This is a genomic window from Burkholderia sp. FW306-1C-G01B, assembly GCF_058781685.1.
The window spans coordinates 167,955-188,304 of record NZ_JBYSWZ010000005.1 but is presented as its reverse complement, the minus strand read 5'-3'; the positions used below and the strand labels follow the sequence as shown (position 1 = coordinate 188,304).

Sequence of the window (20,350 nt, the reverse complement as noted above, 5' to 3'; positions counted from 1 at the left end):
TTAGGGGCCGACGCCCGCGGTGCGCTGCGGGCCGGCCGCCGCGACGTCGGACGGCGCGGGGCCGCCCGTCGTGCCGCCGTCCCAGCCGCCGCCGAGCGCCTTCGCGAGAAAGACGACGAGCGCCGCGCGCTGGCCCTGGATCTGCACGGCCTGGCGCTCGCTCGTCAGCAGTTGCTGCTGGGCCGTCAGCACGTCGATGAACGGCGTCAGGCCGCCCGCGTAGCGGTCCTGCGCGAGCGACACGAGCTTGCGCGCGTCGTCGACGGCCGCCGATGCCTGCTGCGCGGCGTCGGCCAGCACCGACAGGCCCGTCACCGCATTTTGCACCTCCTGGAACGCGGTGAGCACGGTCTGCCGGTAGCTGGCCTGCGCGGCGGTATAACCGGCCTGCGCGAAATCGACGCCGGCCTTCAGCTTGCCGCCTTCGAACAGCGGCTGGCTGACCGACGCGCCGACCGACCACAGCAGCGCCGGCACGGTGAACAGGCTCGCGAAGCGCGTCGCATCCCAGCCGATGTCCGGCGACAGCGCGATGCGCGGGAAATACGCAGCGCGCGCGACGCCGATCTGCGCGTTCGCGGCCGCCATCGCGCGCTCGGCCGACGCGACATCGGGGCGCCGCTGCAGCAGGTCGCTCGGCATGCCGGTCGGCAGCGCGGGCGCGTTGATCGGCACCACGCGCGGCGGCAGCGAGAATTCGGGGGCCGGCGTGCCGACCAGCGTCGCGATCGCGGTTTCGACCTGCGCGCGCTGCTGGATCAGCAACTGTGCCTGCGTGCGCGTCGCGTCGAGCTGCGAGCGCTGCTGCAGCAGGTCGAGGCCCGACACGGCACCGAGTTCGTGGCGCGCGCTCACGTAGTCGAGCGCCTTTTGCTGCAGGTCGATCGAGCGCTTGACGACGTCGATCTCGCTGTCCAACTCGCGTAGCGCGAAATAGCTCGACGCGAGATCGGCGGTCAGCACGAGGCGCGCGTTCGCGAAATCGTCGTGCGCCTGCTCGGTGCTTGCCTGTGCGGATTCGACGCTGCGCCGCACGCGGCCGAACAGGTCGAGCTCGTAGCTGACGCTCGCGCCGACCTGGATCTCGTTCTGCACGGTCGACATGCTGCGCGTCGCGTAGTTGGTCTGCGGCCGGTCGGCGGAGATCTTGAAGCGCTGGCCGCTCGCGGTCAGGCCGACCGCCGGATACTGCGCGGACGCGACCGATGCGAGCGTCGCCTTCGCCTGGTCGTAGCGCGCGGCGACGGCTTTCAGGTTCTGGTTGTTGCGCAGCGCGTCGGCTTCGAGCGCGTCGAGCTGCGGATCGCCGAACGCGGTCCACCACGCGGGATCGAGCGGCGCGCGGGCCGGCGCGGCCGGGTGCCAGTACGCGTCGGCCGGGTCGAGCCGCCACGCGGCCGGCGTATCGACGGCCGGGCGCCGGTAGTCGGGGCCGACCGTGCAGCCGGCGAGGGCGGCCGCTGCCATGACGGCGGCGAGTGCCGCGGGCCGCACGCGGGCGCGCATCGCGATCACGACTTCGCTCCCGCGACGGCCGATGCGGGTTTGGCCGCCGGCGTCGATACGACGACCGGATCGCCATTCGCGAGCGCGTCGCTCGGGTTCGCGACCAGGCGGTCGTTCGGCGTGAGCGGCCCGTCGACTTCGAGCGTCTGCCCGATCGTGCGCACGACCGTCACCGGTTTCAGGCGGACCTGGCCGTTCGCGTCGACGGTCGCGACCGTCGGGCCTTCGGCGCGGAACAGCAACGTATTGGCCGGGATCTGCAGGCGGCCGACCGGTGCCATCGGCAGCGTCGCCTGCACGTACGCACCGGGCAGCAGCCGTGCATCCGGGTTCGGCAGCGTGATCTCGATCTGCAGCGAACGCGTCGCGACATCGATCGCCTCGGATGTGCGCGTGATCGTGCCGTCGAAGGTCCGGCCCGGCAGCTCGGCCTGCGCGACGCTCACGTGCTGGCCGACCTTCACCTGCTGCGCGTACGCCTGCGGCACCTGAACGTAGAGGCGCAACCGGTCGGCCTGCACGACCGTGAACAGCGAGCGGCCCGCGTTGCCGGAGCTGACGAGATCGCCGACGTCGACGTTGCGCTGCGTGACGATCCCGTCGATCGGCGCGACGATTCGCTGGAAACCCTTCAGCTCGGTGAGCCGGCGCATGTTCGCATCGGCCGCGGCGAGGTTCGCGGTGCCCTGGTTGAATGCGCCCTGGCGGTCGTCGAGTTCCTGCTGCGACACCGCATCGCGCTGGCGCAACTGCTGCGCGCGGTCGAACGACGTCTTCGCGAGCGCGAGCGCCGCCTGCGCCTGCTGGCGCTGCGCGGTGGCCTGCGCGAGCTCCTGGTTCAGTTCGGGCGTGTCGAGTTCGGCGAGCACTTGCCCCTGTTTCACGTGCGCGCCGATATCGGCCTGCCAGCGCAGCACATAGCCGCTCGCGCGTGCATAGATCGGCGCCTCGACGAAGCCGCGCAGCGTGCCGGGTAGCGTCAGCTTGCCGCCGCTGGCCGCGTCGGCCGGGCGCACGACGTTCACGTACTGGCGCGTGTTCTGCTCGGCGATCGCGTCGAGCCGGTTGCGGTTCAGCACGTTGACGACGATCGTGCGCGCGGCGCCGGCGGCCAGCAGCACGCCGATCACGACCAGCACGATTCGCCCGCGCCGCGACACCGACGTGCGCGTCGGCAGGTGCATGCCGTGTTCGTCCACCTGGATGCCGACGGAGCTGTGATGTTTCTCTTCCATGAATTGACCGGGTCTATAGGCGAAAGTCAGTGTCCGGCCTGGCGCGCGCGCCGGCGGGCCAGCCGCGAATGCACGCCGCCGAACACGAGCGGCACGAACAGCAAGGTCGACACGGTTGCGAACAGCAGCCCGCCGATCACCGCGCGGCCGAGCGGCGCGTTCTGCTCGGCGCCTTCGCCGAGACCGAGCGCCATCGGCACCATGCCGATGATCATCGCGAGCGCGGTCATCAGCACCGGCCGGATTCGCGTCGCGCCGGCCTCCAGCGCGGCCGTGAGCGGCGGCGCGCCGGCCGCGAGACGCTGGCGCGCGAACGACACCACGAGAATGCTGTTCGCGGTCGCGACGCCCACCGTCATGATCGCGCCCGTCAGCGCGGGCACGCTCAGGTGCGTGCCGGTGATGAACAGCATCCACGCGATGCCGGCGAGCGCGGCGGGCATCGCGCTGATGATGATCAGCGGGTCGAGCCACGACTGGAAATTGACGACGATCAGCAGGTAGACGAGCACGATCGCCATCGCGACACCGGCGCCGAGGCCGATATACGACGTGCGCATCGTCTCGATCTGGCCGCGCATCGTCAGGTCGGTGCCGCGCGGCAGGCTCGCGCGCATGTCGGACACGATGCGGTCGATCTCGCCCGCGACCGAGCCGAGGTCGCGGCCCTCGACGCTCACGTACAGGTCGATCGCCGGACGGATGTTGTAGTGCGTGATCACGGCCGGGTTGGCGGCGGTGCGCACCTGCACGAGGTTGGCGAGCAGTTGCAGCGGCATGCCCGTGCGGCCGCTGGCCGAGATCGGCGTGCCGAGCAGGTCGTCGACCGACGAGATGTCGTATTGCGGGGTCTGAATCTGCAGCGGGTACTGGACGCCCGTTTTCGGGTTGATCCAGAACGACGGCGTCGTCTGCGAACTGCCGGACAGCGAGATCAGCATGTTCTGCGCGACGTTCTGCGCGGAGAGGTTGAGCTGCTGCATGCGCGTACGATCCATGTCGGCCAGCAGGGTCGGCTCGTCGTTGCGTTGCAGCACATGCACGTCGACGGCGCCGGGGATTTGCCTGATCTTTTTCATCAGGTTGCTCGCGATAGTCATGTTACTCGCGAGATCGTTGCCGAGCACCTGCACGTCGATCGCGGCCGGCTGACCGAAGTTGAGGATCTGCGTGATGATGTCCGATGGCTGGAAGAAGAATTCGACGCCCGGGAAGCGTTCGGGCAGCAGCTTGCGCAGCGTCTGCACGTAATCCCGGGTCGCGCGGTGGCCGGGCTTCAGCGCGATCAGCAGTTCGCCGTCGAGCGTGCCGATCGTGCCGGCATTGCTGTACGACAGGTTGATGCCGCTCACGGGCAGACCGAGGTTGTCGACGATCGCGCCGAGCTCGTCGGGCGGCACGACTTCGCGGATCACGCGCTCGACCCGGTCGGCGAGGCGCGCGGTTTCCTCGATCCGGTAGCCGGTCGGCGCGCGCATGTGCAGCCGGATGTTGCCGGAATCGGCGTTCGGGAAGAAGTCGCGGCCGAGCGCGAACACGAGGCCCGTCGACAGCACGCAGAAGCCTAGGAAGCACATCGCGTAGAAGCGGCGCCGCACGAGCAGCATGCTGAGCAGCACGATGTACCACGCGCGCAGCCGCTCGAACGCGTTGTTGAACGCATGATGGAGGCGCGCGAAACGCGACGTCGCGTGGTCGGGGCCGGTGCTCGCCTGCTGCGGGCGGAACAGCAGCATCGCGAGCGTCGGCACGAGCGTGCGCGACAGCACGTACGACGCGAGCATCGCGAACACGACCGCTTCCGCGAGCGGCACGAACAGGTAGCGCGCGACGCCCGTCAGGAAGAACATCGGCACGAACACGATGCAGATGCACAGCGTCGACACGAACGCGGGTACCGCGATCTCGCCGGCGCCTTCGAGGATCGCCTCGTGCAGGTCCGTGCTGAACGACGGCCCCCGCGCTCCCTCCGGTCGCTGCCCCCCGAGGGGGCCGCTCGGCACGCTTGGGGCGGCCCGGCGCGTGCCGAGATGCAGGTGCCGCTCGATGTTCTCGATCGTGACGGTCGCGTCGTCCACCAGGATCCCGACCGCGAGCGCGAGCCCGCCGAGCGTCATGATGTTGATGGTCTCGCCGAGCGCCGACAGCGCGATCAGCGACGTGAAGATCGACAGCGGAATCGAGATCGCGATGATCAACGTGCTGCGCCAGTTGCCGAGGAACAGCAGGATCATCATCGCGGTCAGCACGGCCGCGATCAGCGCTTCGTGGATCACGCCCTGCACGGCCGCGTTGACGAACACCGACTGGTCGAACAGCGGCGTGATCGTGAGCCCTTCGGGGAGCGTCGGGATCACCTTCGGCAGCAGCGCCTTCAGGTCCGACACGACCTTGAGCGTCGACGCGTCGCCGCTTTTCAGGATCGACACGAGCACGCCGCGCTGGCCGTTCTGGCGCACCACGTTGGTCTGCGGCGCGAAGCCGTCGCGCACGGACGCGACCTCGCGCAGGTAGGTCGTCGCGCCGCTGACGGTCTGGATCGGCAGGTTGTTGATGTCGGCGACCGTATCGGCCGACGCGTTCGTGTCGATCCGGTATTCGGTCTGGCCCATCTTCGCGGTGCCGGTCGGCAGCACGAGGTTCTGTGCGTTGACCGCGTTGACGATGTCGGCCGGCGTGAGGCCCTTCGCGAGCAGCGCCTGCGGATCGAGATCGATCGCGACCACGCGCGTGCGACCGCCGTACGGGAACGGCACCTGGGCACCGGGAATCGTGATCAGTTGCGGGCGCAGGAAGTTCAGCGCGATGTCGGCGAGCGACTGTTCGCTGAGCGTCGTGCTCGACAGCCCGAGCTGGATCACCGGGATGCTCGACGCGGAATAGGTGATCACGAGCGGCGGCGTCGCGCCCTGCGGCATCTGCCGCACGATCGCCTGCGCGGACGAGACCGTCTGCGCGATCGCCGTCTGCACGTTCGCGCCGGGCTGCAGGAACACCTTCACGACCGCGATGCCGGGCAGCGACGTCGACTCGACATGCTGGATGTTGTTGACGGTCGTCGTCAGGATCCGTTCATGCACGGCCGTGATGCGGTTCGTCATCTCCGTCGCGGAGAAGCCGCTGTAATTCCAGATCACGCTGATCACGGGGATGTTGATCGCGGGCAGCACGTCGACCGGCGTGCGCATCAGCGCAAGCGGCGTGGCCAGCACGATCATGATGGCCATCACGATGAACGTGTAGGGGCGCCTGAGCGCGAGATTGACGATCCACATGGAGGCAGCGGGACAGGCGGTGATCAGGCGTCGGTGACGGGAACCCGAATGATAGGCGTCGGCGTGGAACGGGTTACTGTCGCGAAACTGGCGGAATTGTCAGGTTGGGCGCGCGGTCGCCGCGGGCCGATTCCGCAGATGAAATGCGCGCGCATGCCGCGACTGACGAACCGACGCGGCACCGGTTTCGCTCATCGCGCCGCGCTCAGATCTGCTCCATCCCGAAGCGCGCGAGCGCGCCCAGATCGACGACCTCGATCTGGTTGTACGCGAGCCGCAGCGCGCCGAGCTTCTCGAGCTGCTGCAGCGCCTGGTTGATCCGCTGCCGCGACACGCCGACGAGCATCCCCAGTTCCTCCTGCGAAATCGACAGCGACGGGCCGGTGTCCGGGTACAGGTCCGGGTTGAAGAGCTGCGCGAGCGCCTGCGCGACGCGCGCATCGACGTCGAGCAGCCGGCTGTTCTGGATCGACGCGATGAATTCGCCCATCCGGTTGTTCAACTGGTGGATCACGAAGCGCGTGAACGGCAGGCTCGTGTCGAGCAGCGCATGGAACGTATCGACCGGCACGAACAGCACGGTCGAGCGCTGGATCGCGACGACCTCGTACTTGCGCAGTTCGCGCTTGATCACGCTGCCTTCGCCGAACCAGCCGCCCGACGGCACGCCGGAAAACGTGCAGCCGCGCCCCGACGCGTTGAAGATCGCGAGCTTCAGCAGCCCGCGATGCACGCCGATCCAGTATTCGGACGGCGCGAGCCGGTGCGCGATCACGTCGCCGGCCTCGCGCTGCTCGACATGCGACTGCGCGAGCACCAGCGCCTGGTGCTCGGGCGCGAGCGTGCGGAACCACGCGCACTGGCCGAACAGCGTCGACAGCGCCGGCAGCGGGCCCGGTTCGGGAAGCGCGTCGGCCGGGCGGGCGGCCGCGTCGGGCGGCGCAACGTGGTGGTCGTGCATGGGTGCGGGTTTGCGAGGTTAGGGATAACGCGCAGCGCTCGAAAGGCACTCTGTCGTTTCGATGACAGACGGCTCACAATAACGCCCGTTAGGCTGTCGGCAATTGAACCACATCAAAACGATCCGGGGTGCATGCACACCGGTCGACAGGACACGGGAGACAGGATCATGACGCAGATGTTCGAGGCCGGGCTCGGCCGCCGCGATGCCAATTACGTACCGCTCACCCCGATCGACTTCCTGGTCCGGACGGCGGAAGTCTACGGCGAGCGCCTCGCGATCGTGCACGGCGACGTGCGGCGCACGTGGGGCGAGACCCATACGCGCGCGAAGCAGTTGGCGAGTGCGCTCGCGCAGGCCGGCGTCGGGCGCGGCGACACCGTCGCGGCGCTGCTGCCGAACATCCCGGCGATGGTCGAGGCGCACTTCGGCGTGCCGATGGCCGGCGCGGTGCTGAACACGATCAACACGCGGCTCGACGTGCCGTCGGTGATCTTCATGCTGCGTCACGGCGAGGCGAAGGTGCTGATCGTCGACACCGAATACGCGGAGCTCGCGCATCGCGCGGCGCTCGACGTGCCGGGCCTGAAGATCGTCTGCGTCGCCGATGCGATGCCGGCCGATCCCGAGCGTTTCGCGGGCGCGATCGACTATGAAGCGTTCGTCGCGAGCGGCGACGCCGACTACGCATGGACGCCGCCCGCCGACGAATGGGACGCGATCGCGCTGAACTACACGTCCGGCACGACCGGCGACCCGAAGGGCGTGGTCTACCACCATCGCGGCGCATATCTGGCGGCGATCAGCAACATCCTCGAATGGGACATGCCGAAGCACGCGGTGTATCTGTGGACGCTGCCGATGTTCCACTGCAACGGCTGGTGCTTTCCGTGGGCCGTCGCGGCGCGCGCGGGCGTGAACGTCTGCCTGCGCAAGTTCGACGCGAAGACCGTGTTCGACCTGATTCGACGCGAACGCATCACGCACTATTGCGGCGCGCCGATCGTGCAGAGCGCGATCGCGAACGCGCCGGCCGAATTCCGCGAAGGCATCGACCATACGGTGCACGCGATGGTCGCGGGCGCGGCGCCCGCGCCGGCGGTGATCGCGAAGATGAAGGAGATCGGCTTCGACCTGCTGCACGTGTACGGGCTGACCGAGGTCTACGGCCCGGCGACCGTGTGCGCGAAGCAGGCGCACTGGGAAGCGCTGCCGGATGAAGAGCGCGCGCGGCTCAATGCGCGGCAAGGCGTGCGCTATCACCTCGAAGCGGGCGCGACGGTGCTCGATCCCGACACGATGGCGCCGGTGCCGGCCGACGGCGAGACGCTCGGCGAGATCATGTTCCGCGGCAACATCTGCATGAAGGGCTACCTGAAGAACCCGCACGCGACCGACGAGGCGTTCCACGGCGGCTGGTTCCATACCGGCGATCTCGGCGTGCTGACGCCGGACGGCTATATCCGCATCAAGGATCGCCGCAAGGACATCATCATCTCGGGCGGCGAGAACATCTCGAGCATCGAGGTCGAGGACGCGCTGTACCGGCATCCGGCCGTCGCCGTTGCGGCCGTCGTCGCAATGCCCGATCCGAAATGGGGCGAGGTGCCGTGCGCGTTCGTCGAGCTGCGCGAAGGCGCATGCGCGACCGAGGAGGAGATCGTCGCGCACTGCCGGCAACTGCTCGCGGGCTTCAAGGTGCCGAAGGCCGTGCGTTTCGGCGAACTGCCGAAGACGTCGACCGGCAAGATCCAGAAGTTCCAGCTGCGCAATGCGGTCGGCTCGGACAAGGCGATCGACCTGGCGGGCGACAAGAAGTAGGCGGCGAGCGGCCGCCGGCCGCCGCCGGTCGACGCTCATGCGTCGCGTTCGAGCCGGAATACGCTGACGGCTTCCGACAGTTGCGCGGCCTGGTCGCGCAGTGCGACGGCCGCGCGTTCGGCGTCCGAGATCAGCGTCGCGTTCTGCTGCGTGGTCTCCCCGATCTGCGTGACGGCCTGGTTCACCTGCTCGATACCGGTCGATTGCTCTCGCGACGCGGCGCTGATCTCGCCGATCAGCGTGCTGACCTGATCGACGCGCGCGACGATGTCGCGCATCGTGCCGCGCGCCGCGTCCGCGATACGGTAACCCTGTTCGACGGTCGTCGACGATTCGGCGCTCAGCGCGTCGATTTCCTTGACCGCGGCCGCGCTGCGCTGGGCGAGCGCGCGCACTTCGGCCGCGACCACCGCGAAGCCCTTGCCGTGCTCGCCTGCGCGCGCGGCCTCGACGGCTGCGTTCAGCGCCAGGATGTTGGTCTGGAACGCGATGCCTTCGATCGCGCCCGTGATTTCGGCGATCCGGCGCGTTGCGCGGCCGATTTCGTCCATCGTCGCGACCACGCGCTGCACGGCCTCGTCGCCGTCGGTCGCGGCGGCCGAAGCGTTCGCGACCAGCGCGTTCGCTTGCGCCGCGTGCTCGGCGTTTTGCTGCACGGCGGCCGTGATCTGCTCCATGCTGGCCGCCGTCTGTTCGACGCTGCTCGCCTGCGTCGCGATCCGTGCGGCGATGTCGCCGCTGCCGGCCGCGATGCCGACCATGCCGCGCGCGATGTCGGCCGAGCCGCTGCGCACCTGCGCGACGATCCGCGCCAGGCCGTCGCCGATCCCGTCGACCGCCTGTACGAGCCGGCCGATCTCGTCGTTGCGCGTGGCGCTGCGTGCCGTCTCGCCGTCGCGGATCCGCACGCTGAGGTCGCCCGCCGCGTAGCGTTCGGACGCGCGTGCCGCCGCATCGAGCGGCCGGCTCACGACGCGCCTCACGACGACGACGAACAGCGCCGCGAACGCCGCGACGAGCACGGCTGCGATCATCAGGAAGCGGTCGCGGAGGGTGCGCATGCCGGCGAGCAGTTCGTCGTCGATCGCGATGCCGCCGACCAGCCATTGCCACTGCGGAACCGTCGTGAACGACACGAATTTCGCGGTTGGCCGGCTGTCGTGCGCGGCCGGGTCGGCCGACGTATACGCGAGCCGGCCGTGGCCGGCCGCGAGCATCTGCGTGTACGGCGCGCGCGCGTCGTCGGCGCGCTGGCCGGCTGCATCGGGATGAACGACGAAGGTGCCGCGCGATGCGCCCGGCGCGGCGTCGAGCACGAAGTAGTAGCCGTTATCGCCGACCTTCAACGCACGGATGCCGTCCTGGACGACTTGCAGCTCCGCGCCGACGTCGAGACCGACGAACAGCGCGCCGATCACGCGGCCGGTTGCGTCGGTGACCGGCTTGTACTGCGTGATGTACTGCCGGCCGAACAGTTTGGCGAGGCCCGTGTAGCTGCGCCCGGCGGCGAGCGGCGCATACGCGGGGCTCGCGCGATCGAGGCGCGTGCCGACCGCGCGTGCCCCGTCCTGTTTCTTCAGCGACGTCGTGATGCGCACGAAATCGTCGCCGTCGCGCGCGAAGATCGTCGCGATCGCGCCGCTTTTCTTCAGGAACTGGTCCGGAATCGAGTAATCGAGGTCGAGCGGCTGGCCGCCCGCGGACAGCGTGGGCGCGGCGACGCCGCCGATGTCGACGGTGCGCGCCGGGTCGAGCGAGAAATCGGCCGGCAGGAAACTCGCGAACAGCGACATCGCGCGACTGGCTTCGGCCGACAGCGCCTTGTCGAACATCTCGACCATCGCACGGATCGACTGCTCCTTGTCGGCGATTCGCGCGTGCGCCTCGTCCGCGAGTTGCTGGCTGGCGAAATGGGCGAGCGCCCACGCGAAAACGGTGAACAGCAGTGCGACGAGCGTGCACGCCAGCGCGGCCAGGCGCGCGCCGACGCTCACCCGGCCCAATTGGGTCAATCTCATACGGCATCCTGAGTGGGGTGGGAGAGGGGCGGAACGCACGCGTCACCGCACACTGTAAGGAGAACGGCAGCTTCGGCGGATTCTTTAGCGTTGCGAAGCCGGTGGCGGCGCGAGCAGGCGCCAGCGACGGAGGAAAGGTCGCGTCAGTACCGTCAGTACGTCACGAGCCACGCGACGGCCAGGTAGCGGCCGACCTTCGCGAGCGTGACGATCGCGAGAAAGGTCGGCAGCGGCTCGCGCAGCACGCCGGCGATCATCGTCAGCGGATCGCCGATCACCGGCGCCCAGCTCAGCAGCAGCGACCAGCGGCCGTAGCGTGCATACCAGCGCTCGGCGCGCGCGAGCGCGGACGGCTTGACCGGAAACCAGCGGCGGTCGCGGAAGTGCTCGATGCCGCGCCCGAGCGCCCAGTTGATCGCGGAGCCGGCGACGTTGCCGAGGCTCGCGACGAGCACCAGCGCCCACACGGGTTCGCGCCCGGCGAGCAGCAGGCCGGCGAGCACGGCTTCGGACTGGAGCGGCAACAGGGTCGCGGCGACCATCGACACGGCGAACAGGCCGCCGTAAGTGAGCAATTCGGACATCGCGCGATTGTACCGGTCGAGCGCCGACCGCTCTGGGTCGCACGGTTAGCGGCTCAACGGCTCAACGGCTCACTGGGGCAGCGGTTCACTGGGGCAGCGGTTCACTTGGGCAGGCGGCATCGGCGGTCCCGAACACCAGATGCGAGATCACCGACTTGTCGCCCGGTTCGTCGTTGAGCGTGCTTGCGAGCAGTTCTCCGGCGAGCTGCTGCGGCGAAAACACCGTGTCGGGTTTCGGCAGCCGCAGCCGTTCGAGGTTGCGCTGCTTGCTCAGTTCCAGCCGACCATGATCGCGCCCATCCCGACGAGCAGCCCGCCCGTCACGCGGTTCATCGCGCGCATCCGCGCCGGCCGCCGCAACGCGCGGCTCAGCCGGTGCGAGAACAGCGCCATCGACGCGACGCCGCCCGCGAACAGCAGCGCGAACGTTGCGGCGAGCAGCAGGTATTGAAGGTTCAGGCTCCAGTCGGCGTTCGGGCTGATGAACTGCGGAAAGAACGACGGAAAGAACAGCAGCGTCTTCGGATTCAGGCCCGACGTCGCGACGCCGCGCCAGAACAGCGCGCGTCCGGTGTCGGTGTCCTGCGGGACGATCGCGGCTCCGGCTCCAGCCCTGGCTGCGGCTTCCGCCGATGCGGCGGGCGCGTTGACCAGCGAGCGGCCGAGCCATTGCTTGCCGCCGAGCCACACGAGATACGCGGCGCCGGCCCAGCGCAGCACGGTCAGCGCGTGTTCGTTGACGTGGACCAGCGAATTCAGGCACAGCGCGGTCAGCGCGAGTTGCAGCAGCACGGCGAGCGTGCCGCCCCACACGCACGGCAGCGCGCGGCGCCAGCCGGCGCGCAGCGCCTGGTTCATCGTGAGCAGGTTGACGGGGCCGGGCGCGTAGATGAGGACGACGGAAGCAGCGAGGAACGACAGATAAAGCCTGAACGACATGACGGGAAGTGCGAGAACGGGGATGCAGGCACCGGCTCCGCACGCGGTCGGATAGGCGTGCGGGCGGCGGGGAATCGCATGCCTGCTTGTCCGGCACCGCAACTCGTGATTGCGGCCGTGCGTCCCGGTGCGAAGGGGTTGTCGCGGGGAGCGTGCCGGGCAACAGGCATGGAGAAAATGTATCAAGCGGGCCGGTTAAAAGGCTTCCTGTTTTCCAGTAAAACGGGCCTGAAACCGGAATCCTGTTCAGATAGAATGCCGATTTTCAGTAGAAGATTCTTTTCATCATGGCTATCCGCGAACGCACGCCGAAAACGCTCGACAATCAGGACCGCAAAATCCTTGGTGCATTGCAGAAAAATGCGCGGCTGTCGAACGCCGAGCTGGCCGAACAGATCGGCATGTCGACGACCGCGTGCTGGAACCGCACGCGGCAGCTCGAAGTCGACGGCTACATCGACGGTTACGTCGCGCTGGTCAACCAGCGCATGCTCGGCTACGCGGACATCGTGATCCTCGAAGTCACGCTCGATCGCCACGAAGACGACGCGCTCGCGCGTTTCGGCGCGGAACTGGCCGCGTTGCCGGAAGTGCTCGAGGCGTATCTGGTGTCGGGTGAATACGATTACTGGATCAAGGTTGCCGTGGACGGCACGGCCGGCTACGAGCGGTTCCTGCGCGAAAAGCTGTACAAGATCTCGAGCATCCGGCACAGCCGCTCGATGTTCGCGCTGCGCTGCATGAAGGATGTGCCTTCGATCCAGGTGTGAGGGGGCGGAGAAGGGGGCGCGGCCGTCGTTGAAACGACGGCGCATGCAACTGCGCGATGGCGCGGAGCAAGCCGGCGAACGGCCGCCACGGAAGGCGTTCGGCGTGGAACCGCACGCGGGCAGACAAAACGGATGAATCTTCCGTCCGCAACGATCAGGCGCAATCGCGCGCCGACGGGATAACGGTAGCCCGTCCGGGCAACCGGCAGACAAAACCGCACCGATACCGATCGGTGCCGGACCTCAAACCGACCTCAACGCTCCCGAGTGGTGAGCGCATTCAACCCGGGGTAAGCCCGGCCCGTTTCCGCGTGGCCTGCCAGATATTCCGGTGCCGGACGCAGCGACCTCGCGGCGCGCGTCCGCACAAGCGGATCCGGCAGGTCATCGCGCCGGCTGGCGGCTGATCGTTCCGTTCAGCGCGGAAGGCGCGCGTGTGCTTCGGCGATGACTTCGCAGTTCTCGAGGTGGAGCTGCCAGGCTTCTGCAAGCAGCTCGCCAACACGTGCGAGCCAGCCAGTGGATTGGGTGGAACGATCGGAGACATTAGACGTTTGCATGACGAAGCCCCATATAGGTGGCGAGTTAGGGATAACCCTAATCATAACGAAACGTCACCGCCTTGTGAAATGCGATTTCGTTATATGAGAATTACTGACACTTTGTGTTGCTGCTTCGCAACATGAATTGGTGCGGTCCGTCCGGTCGCAGACAGACGCGAGAAGGCCGTGGCAAGCACACGGCCTTCAAGGAGAAAGAGAGGATTAATCGCGCGACGCGGAAGAAGGCGGCGCTGCGGCGATTACCGGCCGATCCACCCGAACCGCCACGACAGTCGCCGCGTCGCGGCGAGCAGCGTCTGAGCGAGGTCGCTGTCCGGCCCGCGCGGGAAGCCGCGCGACGAGCCGATGATCGCGATCACGAGCCGGATGCTGCCGGTGTGGTCGAACACGGGCGCGGCGATCGTCCCGATGCCGGGCACCGGCGCGTCGAACGCGAAATCGAGCGCGTCCGCGCGGATCGCCGCGAGCCGCGCGCGGAATGCATCGTCGGCCTGCGCGGGGCCGCTGCCGGCGAGGCGTACGGGCTCGTTGGCGAGCAGGTCGGCCAGCACGTCGTCGGACATGCCGGCCGCGAAGATCCGGCCGATCGCCGTATTGACGAGCGACATCACGGTGCCGACCTGCAGGCTCACGTGCTGCGGCCGCGCCGATTCCTCGAGGCGGATCACGGTCGGGCCGAGCGGCCCGAGCGTCGCGGCGGCCACGCTCATGTCGGTCGCGGCGGCCAGCGCGACGATCTCGGCTTCCGCGTCGCGCGTCGGCGACACGCGCTGCATCGCGATCAGGCCGAGCGCCTGCCCGAGCGGGCCGCCGTCGAAGCAGCCGGCGTCGTCGCGGCTCAGCAGGCCGATCTTCTGCAGGCTGACGAGATGCGGAAACGCCTTCGCCGCCGGCATGCCGGCCGCCGCCGCGAGATCGCGCAGCGGCAGCGCACGGCCCGCCGATACCAGCGCAAGCAGCAGCTCGCCGGTGCTGTCGAGCGCGTTGATTCCGCGCTGCGCTTTCGCGTCGTCGGCCAGCGCGGGCGGCACGCGCGGTGCGCCCGCCGAGGGGGCGGGCGGCGGTTCCGCACGTTCCGCGCCCAGCGATGCGGTGGCCTGCCGCGCCGCATCGCGCAACGCGGTCGCGATCGGGCCATCCCAGCCGACATCGATCGACCCGCTCGAACCGATCACAGTCAAAGCGAGCTGCAGGCGCCCGTGCGCGTCGAATACCGGCACGCACATCGCGCTGACACCGGGGCTCGGCCGGTCGACGCTGCGTTCGATGCCGCGTGCGCGGATCGCGTCGAGTTCGGCCAGTTGCGCTCCGGCATCCTGCGCGGGTTGCGTGCTTTCGGCGCCCGCGAGCGTATCGCCCGCGCCGGCCTGGCTGGCCGCCATCGCATCGAGTTGCGCAGGATCGCCGAACGCGCGGAACACGCGGCCGGTCGCCGTCGTGTCGAGCGACATCACCGAGCCGACGTGCAGGTTCACGTGCAGCGGATAGCCGCCGTGCTCGATGCGCACGATCGTCGGGCCGAGCACGCCCGGCACCGACAGCGCGACGCTCAAGCCCACCGCTTCCGCGAGCCGTGCCGCGTGCGGCAGCGCCGCGCGGTAGGCAGGCTGGCTCTCGATCGACATCAGCCCCAGCCGCAACGACAACGGGCCCGGCTCGTAATTGCCGGTGATCGCGTCGCGCTTCACGAGCGCGAGCCGCATCAGGCTGACGAGATAGGTATGCGCCTGCGCGGTCGACAGGTCGGCTGCCGCTGCCAGCTCCGACAGGCCGAGCGGCTTGCGCCGGCGCGCGAGCACGTCGAGCAGCCGGCCGCCGACCTCGACACTCTGGATCCCGCGCTGCGCCTTGGGCGGCGCGTCGTCCGCGCTGACTTCGTGGTTCTGCACGCGATGATTCTTCCGTTGACGAAACCCCGCATGGTATCCGACGCCATTTATCGCGCCAGCCCGCAGGTTTACCCGTATTAGACAATAGCAAGTTGATTTGTCATTGACAAATAATCGATGGGAGAAGATGATCCGTTCACACCCCTCAACACATGGCTCGCAGCCACGGAACGCAACATGGCCAAAGCATTCGCCTCCCAAGCCGATCTGGAAGAGAAGAAAGTCACGTGGACGAAGCTGTCCGAGAACGCATACGCGTACACCGCCGAGGGCGACCCGAACTCGGGCGTGATCATCGGCGACGACAGCGTGCTGATCGTCGACACGACCGCGACGCCCGCGATGGCGCAGGACCTGATCGCGAAGATCCGCAGCGTGACCGACAAGCCGATCAAGCACGTGGTGCTGTCGCATTACCACGCGGTGCGCGTGCTCGGTGCGTCCGCGTATTTCGCCGAAGGTGCGCAGCACGTGATCGCGAGCCGCGGCACCTACGAGATGATCGTCGAGCGCGGCGAGGCCGACATGAAGTCGGAGATCGAGCGTTTCCCGCGCCTGTTCGCCGGCGTCGAGACGGTGCCCGGCCTGACCTGGCCGACGCTCGTGTTCGAGCGCGAGATCACGCTGTTCCTCGGCAAGCTCGAAGTGAAGATCATGCATGTCGGCTCGGGCCACACGAAGGGCGACACGATCGTCTGGCTGCCGTCGCAGAAGGTGCTGTTCTCGGGCGACCTCGTCGAATACGACGCCGCGTGCTACTGCGGCGACGCGCAGCTCGAGCAGTGGCCGGCCACGCTCGAGGCGCTGCGCGCGCTCGGCGCCGAGAAGCTCGTGCCGGGCCGCGGCCCCGCGCTGCTGAATCCGGCCGACGTGAACAAGGGCCTCGACTACACGAAGGATTTCGTCACGACGCTGCTCGCGCAGGGCCGCAAGGCCGTGGAACGCAAGCTCGACCTGAAGGCGTCGATGGCGCTCACGCGCGAAGCGATGGATCCGAAGTTCGGCCACGTGTTCATCTACGAGCACTGTTTGCCGTTCGACGTGTCGCGCGCGTTCGACGAGGCGAGCGGCATCAAGCATCCGCGCATCTGGACTGCGCAGCGCGACAAGGAAATGTGGGCCGCGTTGCAGGACTGAGCGGCACACGGCGGCGGGGCGTTCGTCTGAACGCGTCGCCGTTTCACTGAGGGCGGCGGTTTCCGCCGCCGTATCCGGTCTCACAAGAAAGCAGGGCGCATGCACGCCCTCGGAGACTGCTGCGCACTCGATTCGCGCAGCCCGTTTGGAGAGAGACATGCCCCAATCGCTTCCCGCCGAAGCGACGCTCGCGCACACGAGCGCTTCGGTATCCTCATCGACGTCGGAATCCGGCGACGCGCTGCTGTTCCGCAAGATCGCGTGGCGGATCGTCCCGTTCCTGTTCCTCTGCTACGTCGTGTCGTTCCTCGACCGCATCAACATCGGCTTCGCGCAGTTGCAGATGAAGTACGATCTCGGCTTCAGCGATGCGATGTACGGCCTCGGCGCCGCGGTGTTCTACGTCGGCTACGTGTTCTGCGAAGTGCCGAGCAACCTGCTGCTCGCGCGTTTCGGCGCGCGCCGCACGTTCACGCGGATCATGCTGCTGTGGGGCATCGCGTCGACCGGGATGATGTTCGTGTCGCAGCCGTCGCATTTCTACGTGCTGCGCTTCCTGCTCGGCGTGTTCGAAGCCGGTTTCTTCCCCGGCATCGTGCTGTACCTGACCTGGTGGTTCCCCGCGAACCGGCGCGCGGCCGCGATCTCGGTGTTCTTCGCGGGCGTCGCGGTGGCCGGCGTGCTCGGCGGCCTGATGTCGGGCTGGATCATGCGCGACATGAGCGGCGTGCTCGGGCTGCACGGCTGGCAATGGATGTTCGCGATCGAAGGCGCGCCGGCGATCCTGCTCGCGTTCGCCGCGTTCACGTTCCTCGTCGACCGGCCGCAGGACGCCGCATGGCTCACGACCGATGAAAAGGCGCGTGTCGCCGCGCTGTGCGCGGACGGCCGCGGGCACGGCGGCGCGCACGACGGGCGCAGCCTCGCGGCCGCGCTCGCGAACCCGCGCGTGTACCTGTTCGCGTTCATCTATTTCTCGCTGACCTGCGCATCGCTGACGCTCAATTTCTGGATGCCGCTGATGATTCGCGACTTCGGCGTGACCGACGTCGTTGCCGTGAGCCTCTACACGGTCGTGCCGAATGCGGTCGGTGCGGTCGGGCTGATCCTGATCGCGCGCCGCTCGGACCGCACCGGCGAGCGCCGCAGGCACTTCGCGTGCTGCACGATCGGCGGCGGGCTCGCGCTCGCGGCGCTGACGCTGCACCTGCACAGCTTCGCGGCGATGCTCGCGTGCCTGTCGATCGCGGCGACGCTGATCTTCGCCGCACTGCCGATCTTCTGGGCCGTGCCGACCCGCTACCTGTCGGGCAACGCGGCCGCGGCCGGGATCGCGCTGATCAGCAGCATCGGGATCACGAGCGGCATCGTCAGCCCGTGGGTGATCGGGATCATTCGCACGCGCACGGGCAGCATGGATCTTGCCGTGTACCTGCTGGCCGCGCTGCTGGTCGCCAGCGGCGTCGCGCTGATGCTCGGCGTGAAGGGCGGCGACGCGCTCGTACGAACGGAAGCGCAACATTGATCGAGAGGTCGGGCAATCGCGCGGCTGGTGTTGTCGCCGTCCGGTTCGACGCGGGTGGCTCGTACCGCTTCGATTACGCCCGATACACCTCGATCCGGTTGCGGCCGCGATCCTTCGCGAGATAGAGCGCCTTGTCGGCGCGCGACAGCGACTGGTACGCGCCGACATCCGACTCGCGCATCGCGTCGATGCCGATGCTGACGGTCAACTCGACCTGCTGATCCTCATGCATGAGCCGCGCCAGCATCGCGCGTTGCTGCAGGCGCCGCGCAAACGCAATTGCCGTATCGAGGTCCGATCCCGGCAGCACGATCGCGAATTCCTCGCCGCCGATCCGGCCGACGATGCCGTCCGTCCCGGTTTCCGCGAGCAGCAGCCGCGCGAAATGCGGGAGTGCGCGGTCGCCGAGCGGATGGCCCCAACGGTCGTTCAGCGCCTTGAAGTGATCGAGATCGAGCATCAGCACCGCGGCGGCCCGGCCGGTCGCGCGCACGCCGCGCAGCGCGGCTTCGCTTTGTCGCATGAACGCGTGGCGGTTCGACAGTTGCGTCAGGTGGTCGGTCGTCGCCATCCGCTGCAGTTCGGCCTCGATGCGTTTGCGGTCGGTCGCGTCGGTGATGAAGCCGTGCCACACGGTGCCGCCGTCGGCCATGCGTTGCGGGCGCGCATCGCCTTCGCGCCATCGCAGGCCCTGGCCGGGCAGCAGCACGCGATATTCGAGGCGCCACGGCGTCAGTCGCGCGGAAGACTCATGCAGCGATTGCCGATAAGCGGTCAGGTCGGCCGGATGGATCCGCGTCTCGACCGCCTCCGCGTTGCGGGCGATCTGCTCCGGTGTCAGTTCGTAGATGTCGCGGATACCCGCACTCGCATAGGTAAAGGTGCGGCGCCCGTCGGCCGCCTGCCGTAGCTGGAACACGAGCCCGGGAACCTGGTCGGTGAGATCCGTGACGAGCGCGGCCGAGTCGCGCAGCCGCGCGGCAAGCTCGCGCAGCGCCGTGATGTCGGTTGTCGTGCCGACCATGCGCAGCGCGCGGCCGTTGCCGTCGCGGCTGATCACCTTGCCGCGGCTGCGGATCCACTTGTACGTGCCGTCCTTGCAGCGGATGCGGTGCTCGACCTCGTAGCTGTCGGTCCGGCGCTCGAAATGCGCGAGCATGGCAGCTTGCACGTCGTCGACATCGTCCGGATGCAGCCGTTCGTACGCATCCTCGATCCGGCAGCTCAGCTCGTTCGGCGCGTAGCCGAGCATTGCCTTCCAGGCCGGCGAGTAATGGATCTCGCCGGTTTCCACGTTGCGATCCCACACGCCGGTGCCGCTTTCGGTCAGCGCGAGCGTCGTCAGTGTGCTGTGTTCTTCTACGATGGTGAGCCGTTCGCGCAACGCGGCTTCCGCAATCGCGCGGGCAAGCGCGCGTTCGGCCAGCGCAGCGAGGTCGCGCAGCAGCGCGCATTGCGTGGCGTCGAGCGTCAGGACAACAGGGTTGACGATGCACAGCGTGCCGAGCGCAGCGCCGTCGGGCGCGACCAGTTCGCAAGTCGCGACGACCTGCGGCGCGTGAGGTGGACTGTCGTCGGATTGCAGGTTGCCGTTCGCGCCGAGAAGGACGAATCGTCTGTCGGCAGACGGATCTCGTTCAGCCGGTAGCGGGAATAAATCGGCGGGGAGCGGGGCGGGCAGCGTCCCGTCGGCGGCCAGCACGTGTTGCGTGCCGGCTTCGGCGTGCGCAACGAAAGCGCCGGCCGTGCCGAAATGCGCACGCGCGACGCGGCAGACGGTCTCCAGCTCGGGCGGCGCAAACGCCGGCTGACCGTCGGCCGAACCACGCGCGGCGGCCGGCGCGTCGCCGGCCTCGGTGATGAACATACGGAACCGCATGGTCGAATTCCGCAACGGACGATTGCCCTGGTGATCGGACGAATGCCGACCGGATGATTGCTGCTCGGGAAACTGCGATCGTAGAGCTTACTGTTGCACAAATTGCGTGGCAATCGGGTTTGAATGGGATTTCAATGCGATCCATTTGCGCCTGCCGAGAAAGAATCCGGGGGTGTTTTCCCGGCGTTTTCCCGGCACGCGGGCGGCCGGACGCCGTGCATCGTCGGTGCCTTCCCGCAGACGAATGA

Annotated in this window: 13 protein-coding genes and 1 pseudogene; 4 read left to right on the top strand and 10 right to left on the bottom strand. The window is 68.3% G+C overall.

The features are described 5' to 3' along the window. The 4 genes from AC3WLY_RS12505 to AC3WLY_RS12490 all read right to left on the bottom strand — a co-directional run bounded on the left by AC3WLY_RS12505 (window position 1) and on the right by AC3WLY_RS12490 (window position 6,977). Window positions 1-1,506 carry an efflux transporter outer membrane subunit gene (locus tag AC3WLY_RS12505; protein ID WP_492308376.1) on the bottom strand — a complete coding sequence of 502 codons (1,506 nt, stop codon included), beginning with the start codon at window positions 1,504-1,506 and terminating at the stop codon, window positions 1-3. 5 nt (window positions 1,507-1,511) lie between these two features. Continuing rightward, window positions 1,512-2,741, bottom strand: a complete 1,230-nt coding sequence (locus AC3WLY_RS12500) for an efflux RND transporter periplasmic adaptor subunit (RefSeq protein ID WP_492308298.1) — start codon at window positions 2,739-2,741, stop codon at window positions 1,512-1,514. A 26-nt stretch (window positions 2,742-2,767) separates the two neighbouring features. Continuing rightward, window positions 2,768-6,016: an efflux RND transporter permease subunit gene (locus tag AC3WLY_RS12495; protein ID WP_492308299.1), complete on the bottom strand. Its 3,249-nt coding sequence runs from the start codon at window positions 6,014-6,016 to the stop codon at window positions 2,768-2,770. A 205-nt stretch (window positions 6,017-6,221) separates the two neighbouring features. Next, window positions 6,222-6,977, bottom strand: coding sequence for a Crp/Fnr family transcriptional regulator (locus tag AC3WLY_RS12490; protein WP_175959040.1), 756 nt, complete (start codon window positions 6,975-6,977; stop codon window positions 6,222-6,224). A gap of 168 nt (window positions 6,978-7,145) precedes the next feature. Between AC3WLY_RS12490 and AC3WLY_RS12485 the strand changes: the two genes are divergently transcribed. Next, window positions 7,146-8,798, top strand: coding sequence for an acyl-CoA synthetase (locus tag AC3WLY_RS12485; protein WP_175959041.1), 1,653 nt, complete (start codon window positions 7,146-7,148; stop codon window positions 8,796-8,798). Window positions 8,799-8,833: 35 nt separating this feature from the next. On the opposite strand, the gene AC3WLY_RS12480 is transcribed toward AC3WLY_RS12485, so the two are convergent. From AC3WLY_RS12480 to AC3WLY_RS12465, 4 genes and pseudogenes are all read right to left on the bottom strand, one after another. Next, window positions 8,834-10,816 carry a methyl-accepting chemotaxis protein gene (locus AC3WLY_RS12480; RefSeq protein WP_492308300.1) on the bottom strand — a complete coding sequence of 661 codons (1,983 nt, stop codon included), beginning with the start codon at window positions 10,814-10,816 and terminating at the stop codon, window positions 8,834-8,836. A gap of 152 nt (window positions 10,817-10,968) precedes the next feature. Then, the gene (locus tag AC3WLY_RS12475; RefSeq protein WP_072436722.1) at window positions 10,969-11,400 is read right to left on the bottom strand and encodes a YqaA family protein; all 432 of its coding nucleotides are present in this window, start codon (window positions 11,398-11,400) and stop codon (window positions 10,969-10,971) included. 85 nt (window positions 11,401-11,485) lie between these two features. Next, window positions 11,486-11,674, bottom strand: a pseudogene (locus AC3WLY_RS12470) (hypothetical protein); the annotation flags it as partial. Beyond that, window positions 11,671-12,339: a LysE family translocator gene (locus AC3WLY_RS12465; protein ID WP_492308301.1), complete on the bottom strand. Its 669-nt coding sequence runs from the start codon at window positions 12,337-12,339 to the stop codon at window positions 11,671-11,673. The pseudogene AC3WLY_RS12470 and the gene AC3WLY_RS12465, both read right to left, overlap by 4 nt. A 287-nt stretch (window positions 12,340-12,626) precedes the next feature. Between AC3WLY_RS12465 and AC3WLY_RS12460 the strand changes: the two genes are divergently transcribed. After that, window positions 12,627-13,109, top strand: a complete 483-nt coding sequence (locus AC3WLY_RS12460) for an Lrp/AsnC family transcriptional regulator (protein WP_072436724.1) — start codon at window positions 12,627-12,629, stop codon at window positions 13,107-13,109. A gap of 802 nt (window positions 13,110-13,911) precedes the next feature. Here AC3WLY_RS12460 and AC3WLY_RS12455 read toward each other — a convergent pair. After that, on the bottom strand, window positions 13,912-15,561 hold the full coding sequence (locus AC3WLY_RS12455; protein WP_492308302.1) for an IclR family transcriptional regulator: 1,650 nt from the start codon (window positions 15,559-15,561) through the stop codon (window positions 13,912-13,914). Between the two features lie 177 nt (window positions 15,562-15,738). On the opposite strand from AC3WLY_RS12455, the gene AC3WLY_RS12450 reads away from it, so the two are divergent. Both AC3WLY_RS12450 and AC3WLY_RS12445 read left to right on the top strand, forming a co-directional pair. Further along, window positions 15,739-16,698 carry an MBL fold metallo-hydrolase gene (locus AC3WLY_RS12450; RefSeq protein ID WP_492308303.1) on the top strand — a complete coding sequence of 320 codons (960 nt, stop codon included), beginning with the start codon at window positions 15,739-15,741 and terminating at the stop codon, window positions 16,696-16,698. Window positions 16,699-16,855: 157 nt separating this feature from the next. Continuing rightward, on the top strand, window positions 16,856-18,223 hold the full coding sequence (locus tag AC3WLY_RS12445) for an MFS transporter (protein ID WP_492308304.1): 1,368 nt from the start codon (window positions 16,856-16,858) through the stop codon (window positions 18,221-18,223). A 73-nt stretch (window positions 18,224-18,296) separates the two neighbouring features. On the opposite strand, the gene AC3WLY_RS12440 is transcribed toward AC3WLY_RS12445, so the two are convergent. Then, window positions 18,297-20,102, bottom strand: coding sequence for a sensor domain-containing diguanylate cyclase (locus AC3WLY_RS12440; protein WP_492308305.1), 1,806 nt, complete (start codon window positions 20,100-20,102; stop codon window positions 18,297-18,299). Between the last annotated feature and the right edge of the window lie 248 nt (window positions 20,103-20,350).

What these genes read in the sequence shown, in the direction of transcription:
- AC3WLY_RS12480 (WP_492308300.1), bottom strand. Translation starts at nt 10,816, where the DNA reads ATGAGATTGACCCAATTGGGCCGGGTGAGCGTCGGCGCGCGCCTGGCC.
- AC3WLY_RS12500 (WP_492308298.1), bottom strand. Translation starts at nt 2,741, where the DNA reads ATGGAAGAGAAACATCACAGCTCCGTCGGCATCCAGGTGGACGAACAC.
- AC3WLY_RS12505 (WP_492308376.1), bottom strand. Translation starts at nt 1,506, where the DNA reads ATGCGCGCCCGCGTGCGGCCCGCGGCACTCGCCGCCGTCATGGCAGCG.
- AC3WLY_RS12465 (WP_492308301.1), bottom strand. Translation starts at nt 12,339, where the DNA reads ATGTCGTTCAGGCTTTATCTGTCGTTCCTCGCTGCTTCCGTCGTCCTC.
- AC3WLY_RS12495 (WP_492308299.1), bottom strand. Translation starts at nt 6,016, where the DNA reads ATGTGGATCGTCAATCTCGCGCTCAGGCGCCCCTACACGTTCATCGTG.
- AC3WLY_RS12460 (WP_072436724.1), top strand. Translation starts at nt 12,627, where the DNA reads ATGGCTATCCGCGAACGCACGCCGAAAACGCTCGACAATCAGGACCGC.
- AC3WLY_RS12475 (WP_072436722.1), bottom strand. Translation starts at nt 11,400, where the DNA reads ATGTCCGAATTGCTCACTTACGGCGGCCTGTTCGCCGTGTCGATGGTC.
- AC3WLY_RS12450 (WP_492308303.1), top strand. Translation starts at nt 15,739, where the DNA reads ATGGCCAAAGCATTCGCCTCCCAAGCCGATCTGGAAGAGAAGAAAGTC.
- AC3WLY_RS12490 (WP_175959040.1), bottom strand. Translation starts at nt 6,977, where the DNA reads ATGCACGACCACCACGTTGCGCCGCCCGACGCGGCCGCCCGCCCGGCC.
- AC3WLY_RS12440 (WP_492308305.1), bottom strand. Translation starts at nt 20,102, where the DNA reads ATGCGGTTCCGTATGTTCATCACCGAGGCCGGCGACGCGCCGGCCGCC.
- AC3WLY_RS12485 (WP_175959041.1), top strand. Translation starts at nt 7,146, where the DNA reads ATGACGCAGATGTTCGAGGCCGGGCTCGGCCGCCGCGATGCCAATTAC.
- AC3WLY_RS12445 (WP_492308304.1), top strand. Translation starts at nt 16,856, where the DNA reads ATGCCCCAATCGCTTCCCGCCGAAGCGACGCTCGCGCACACGAGCGCT.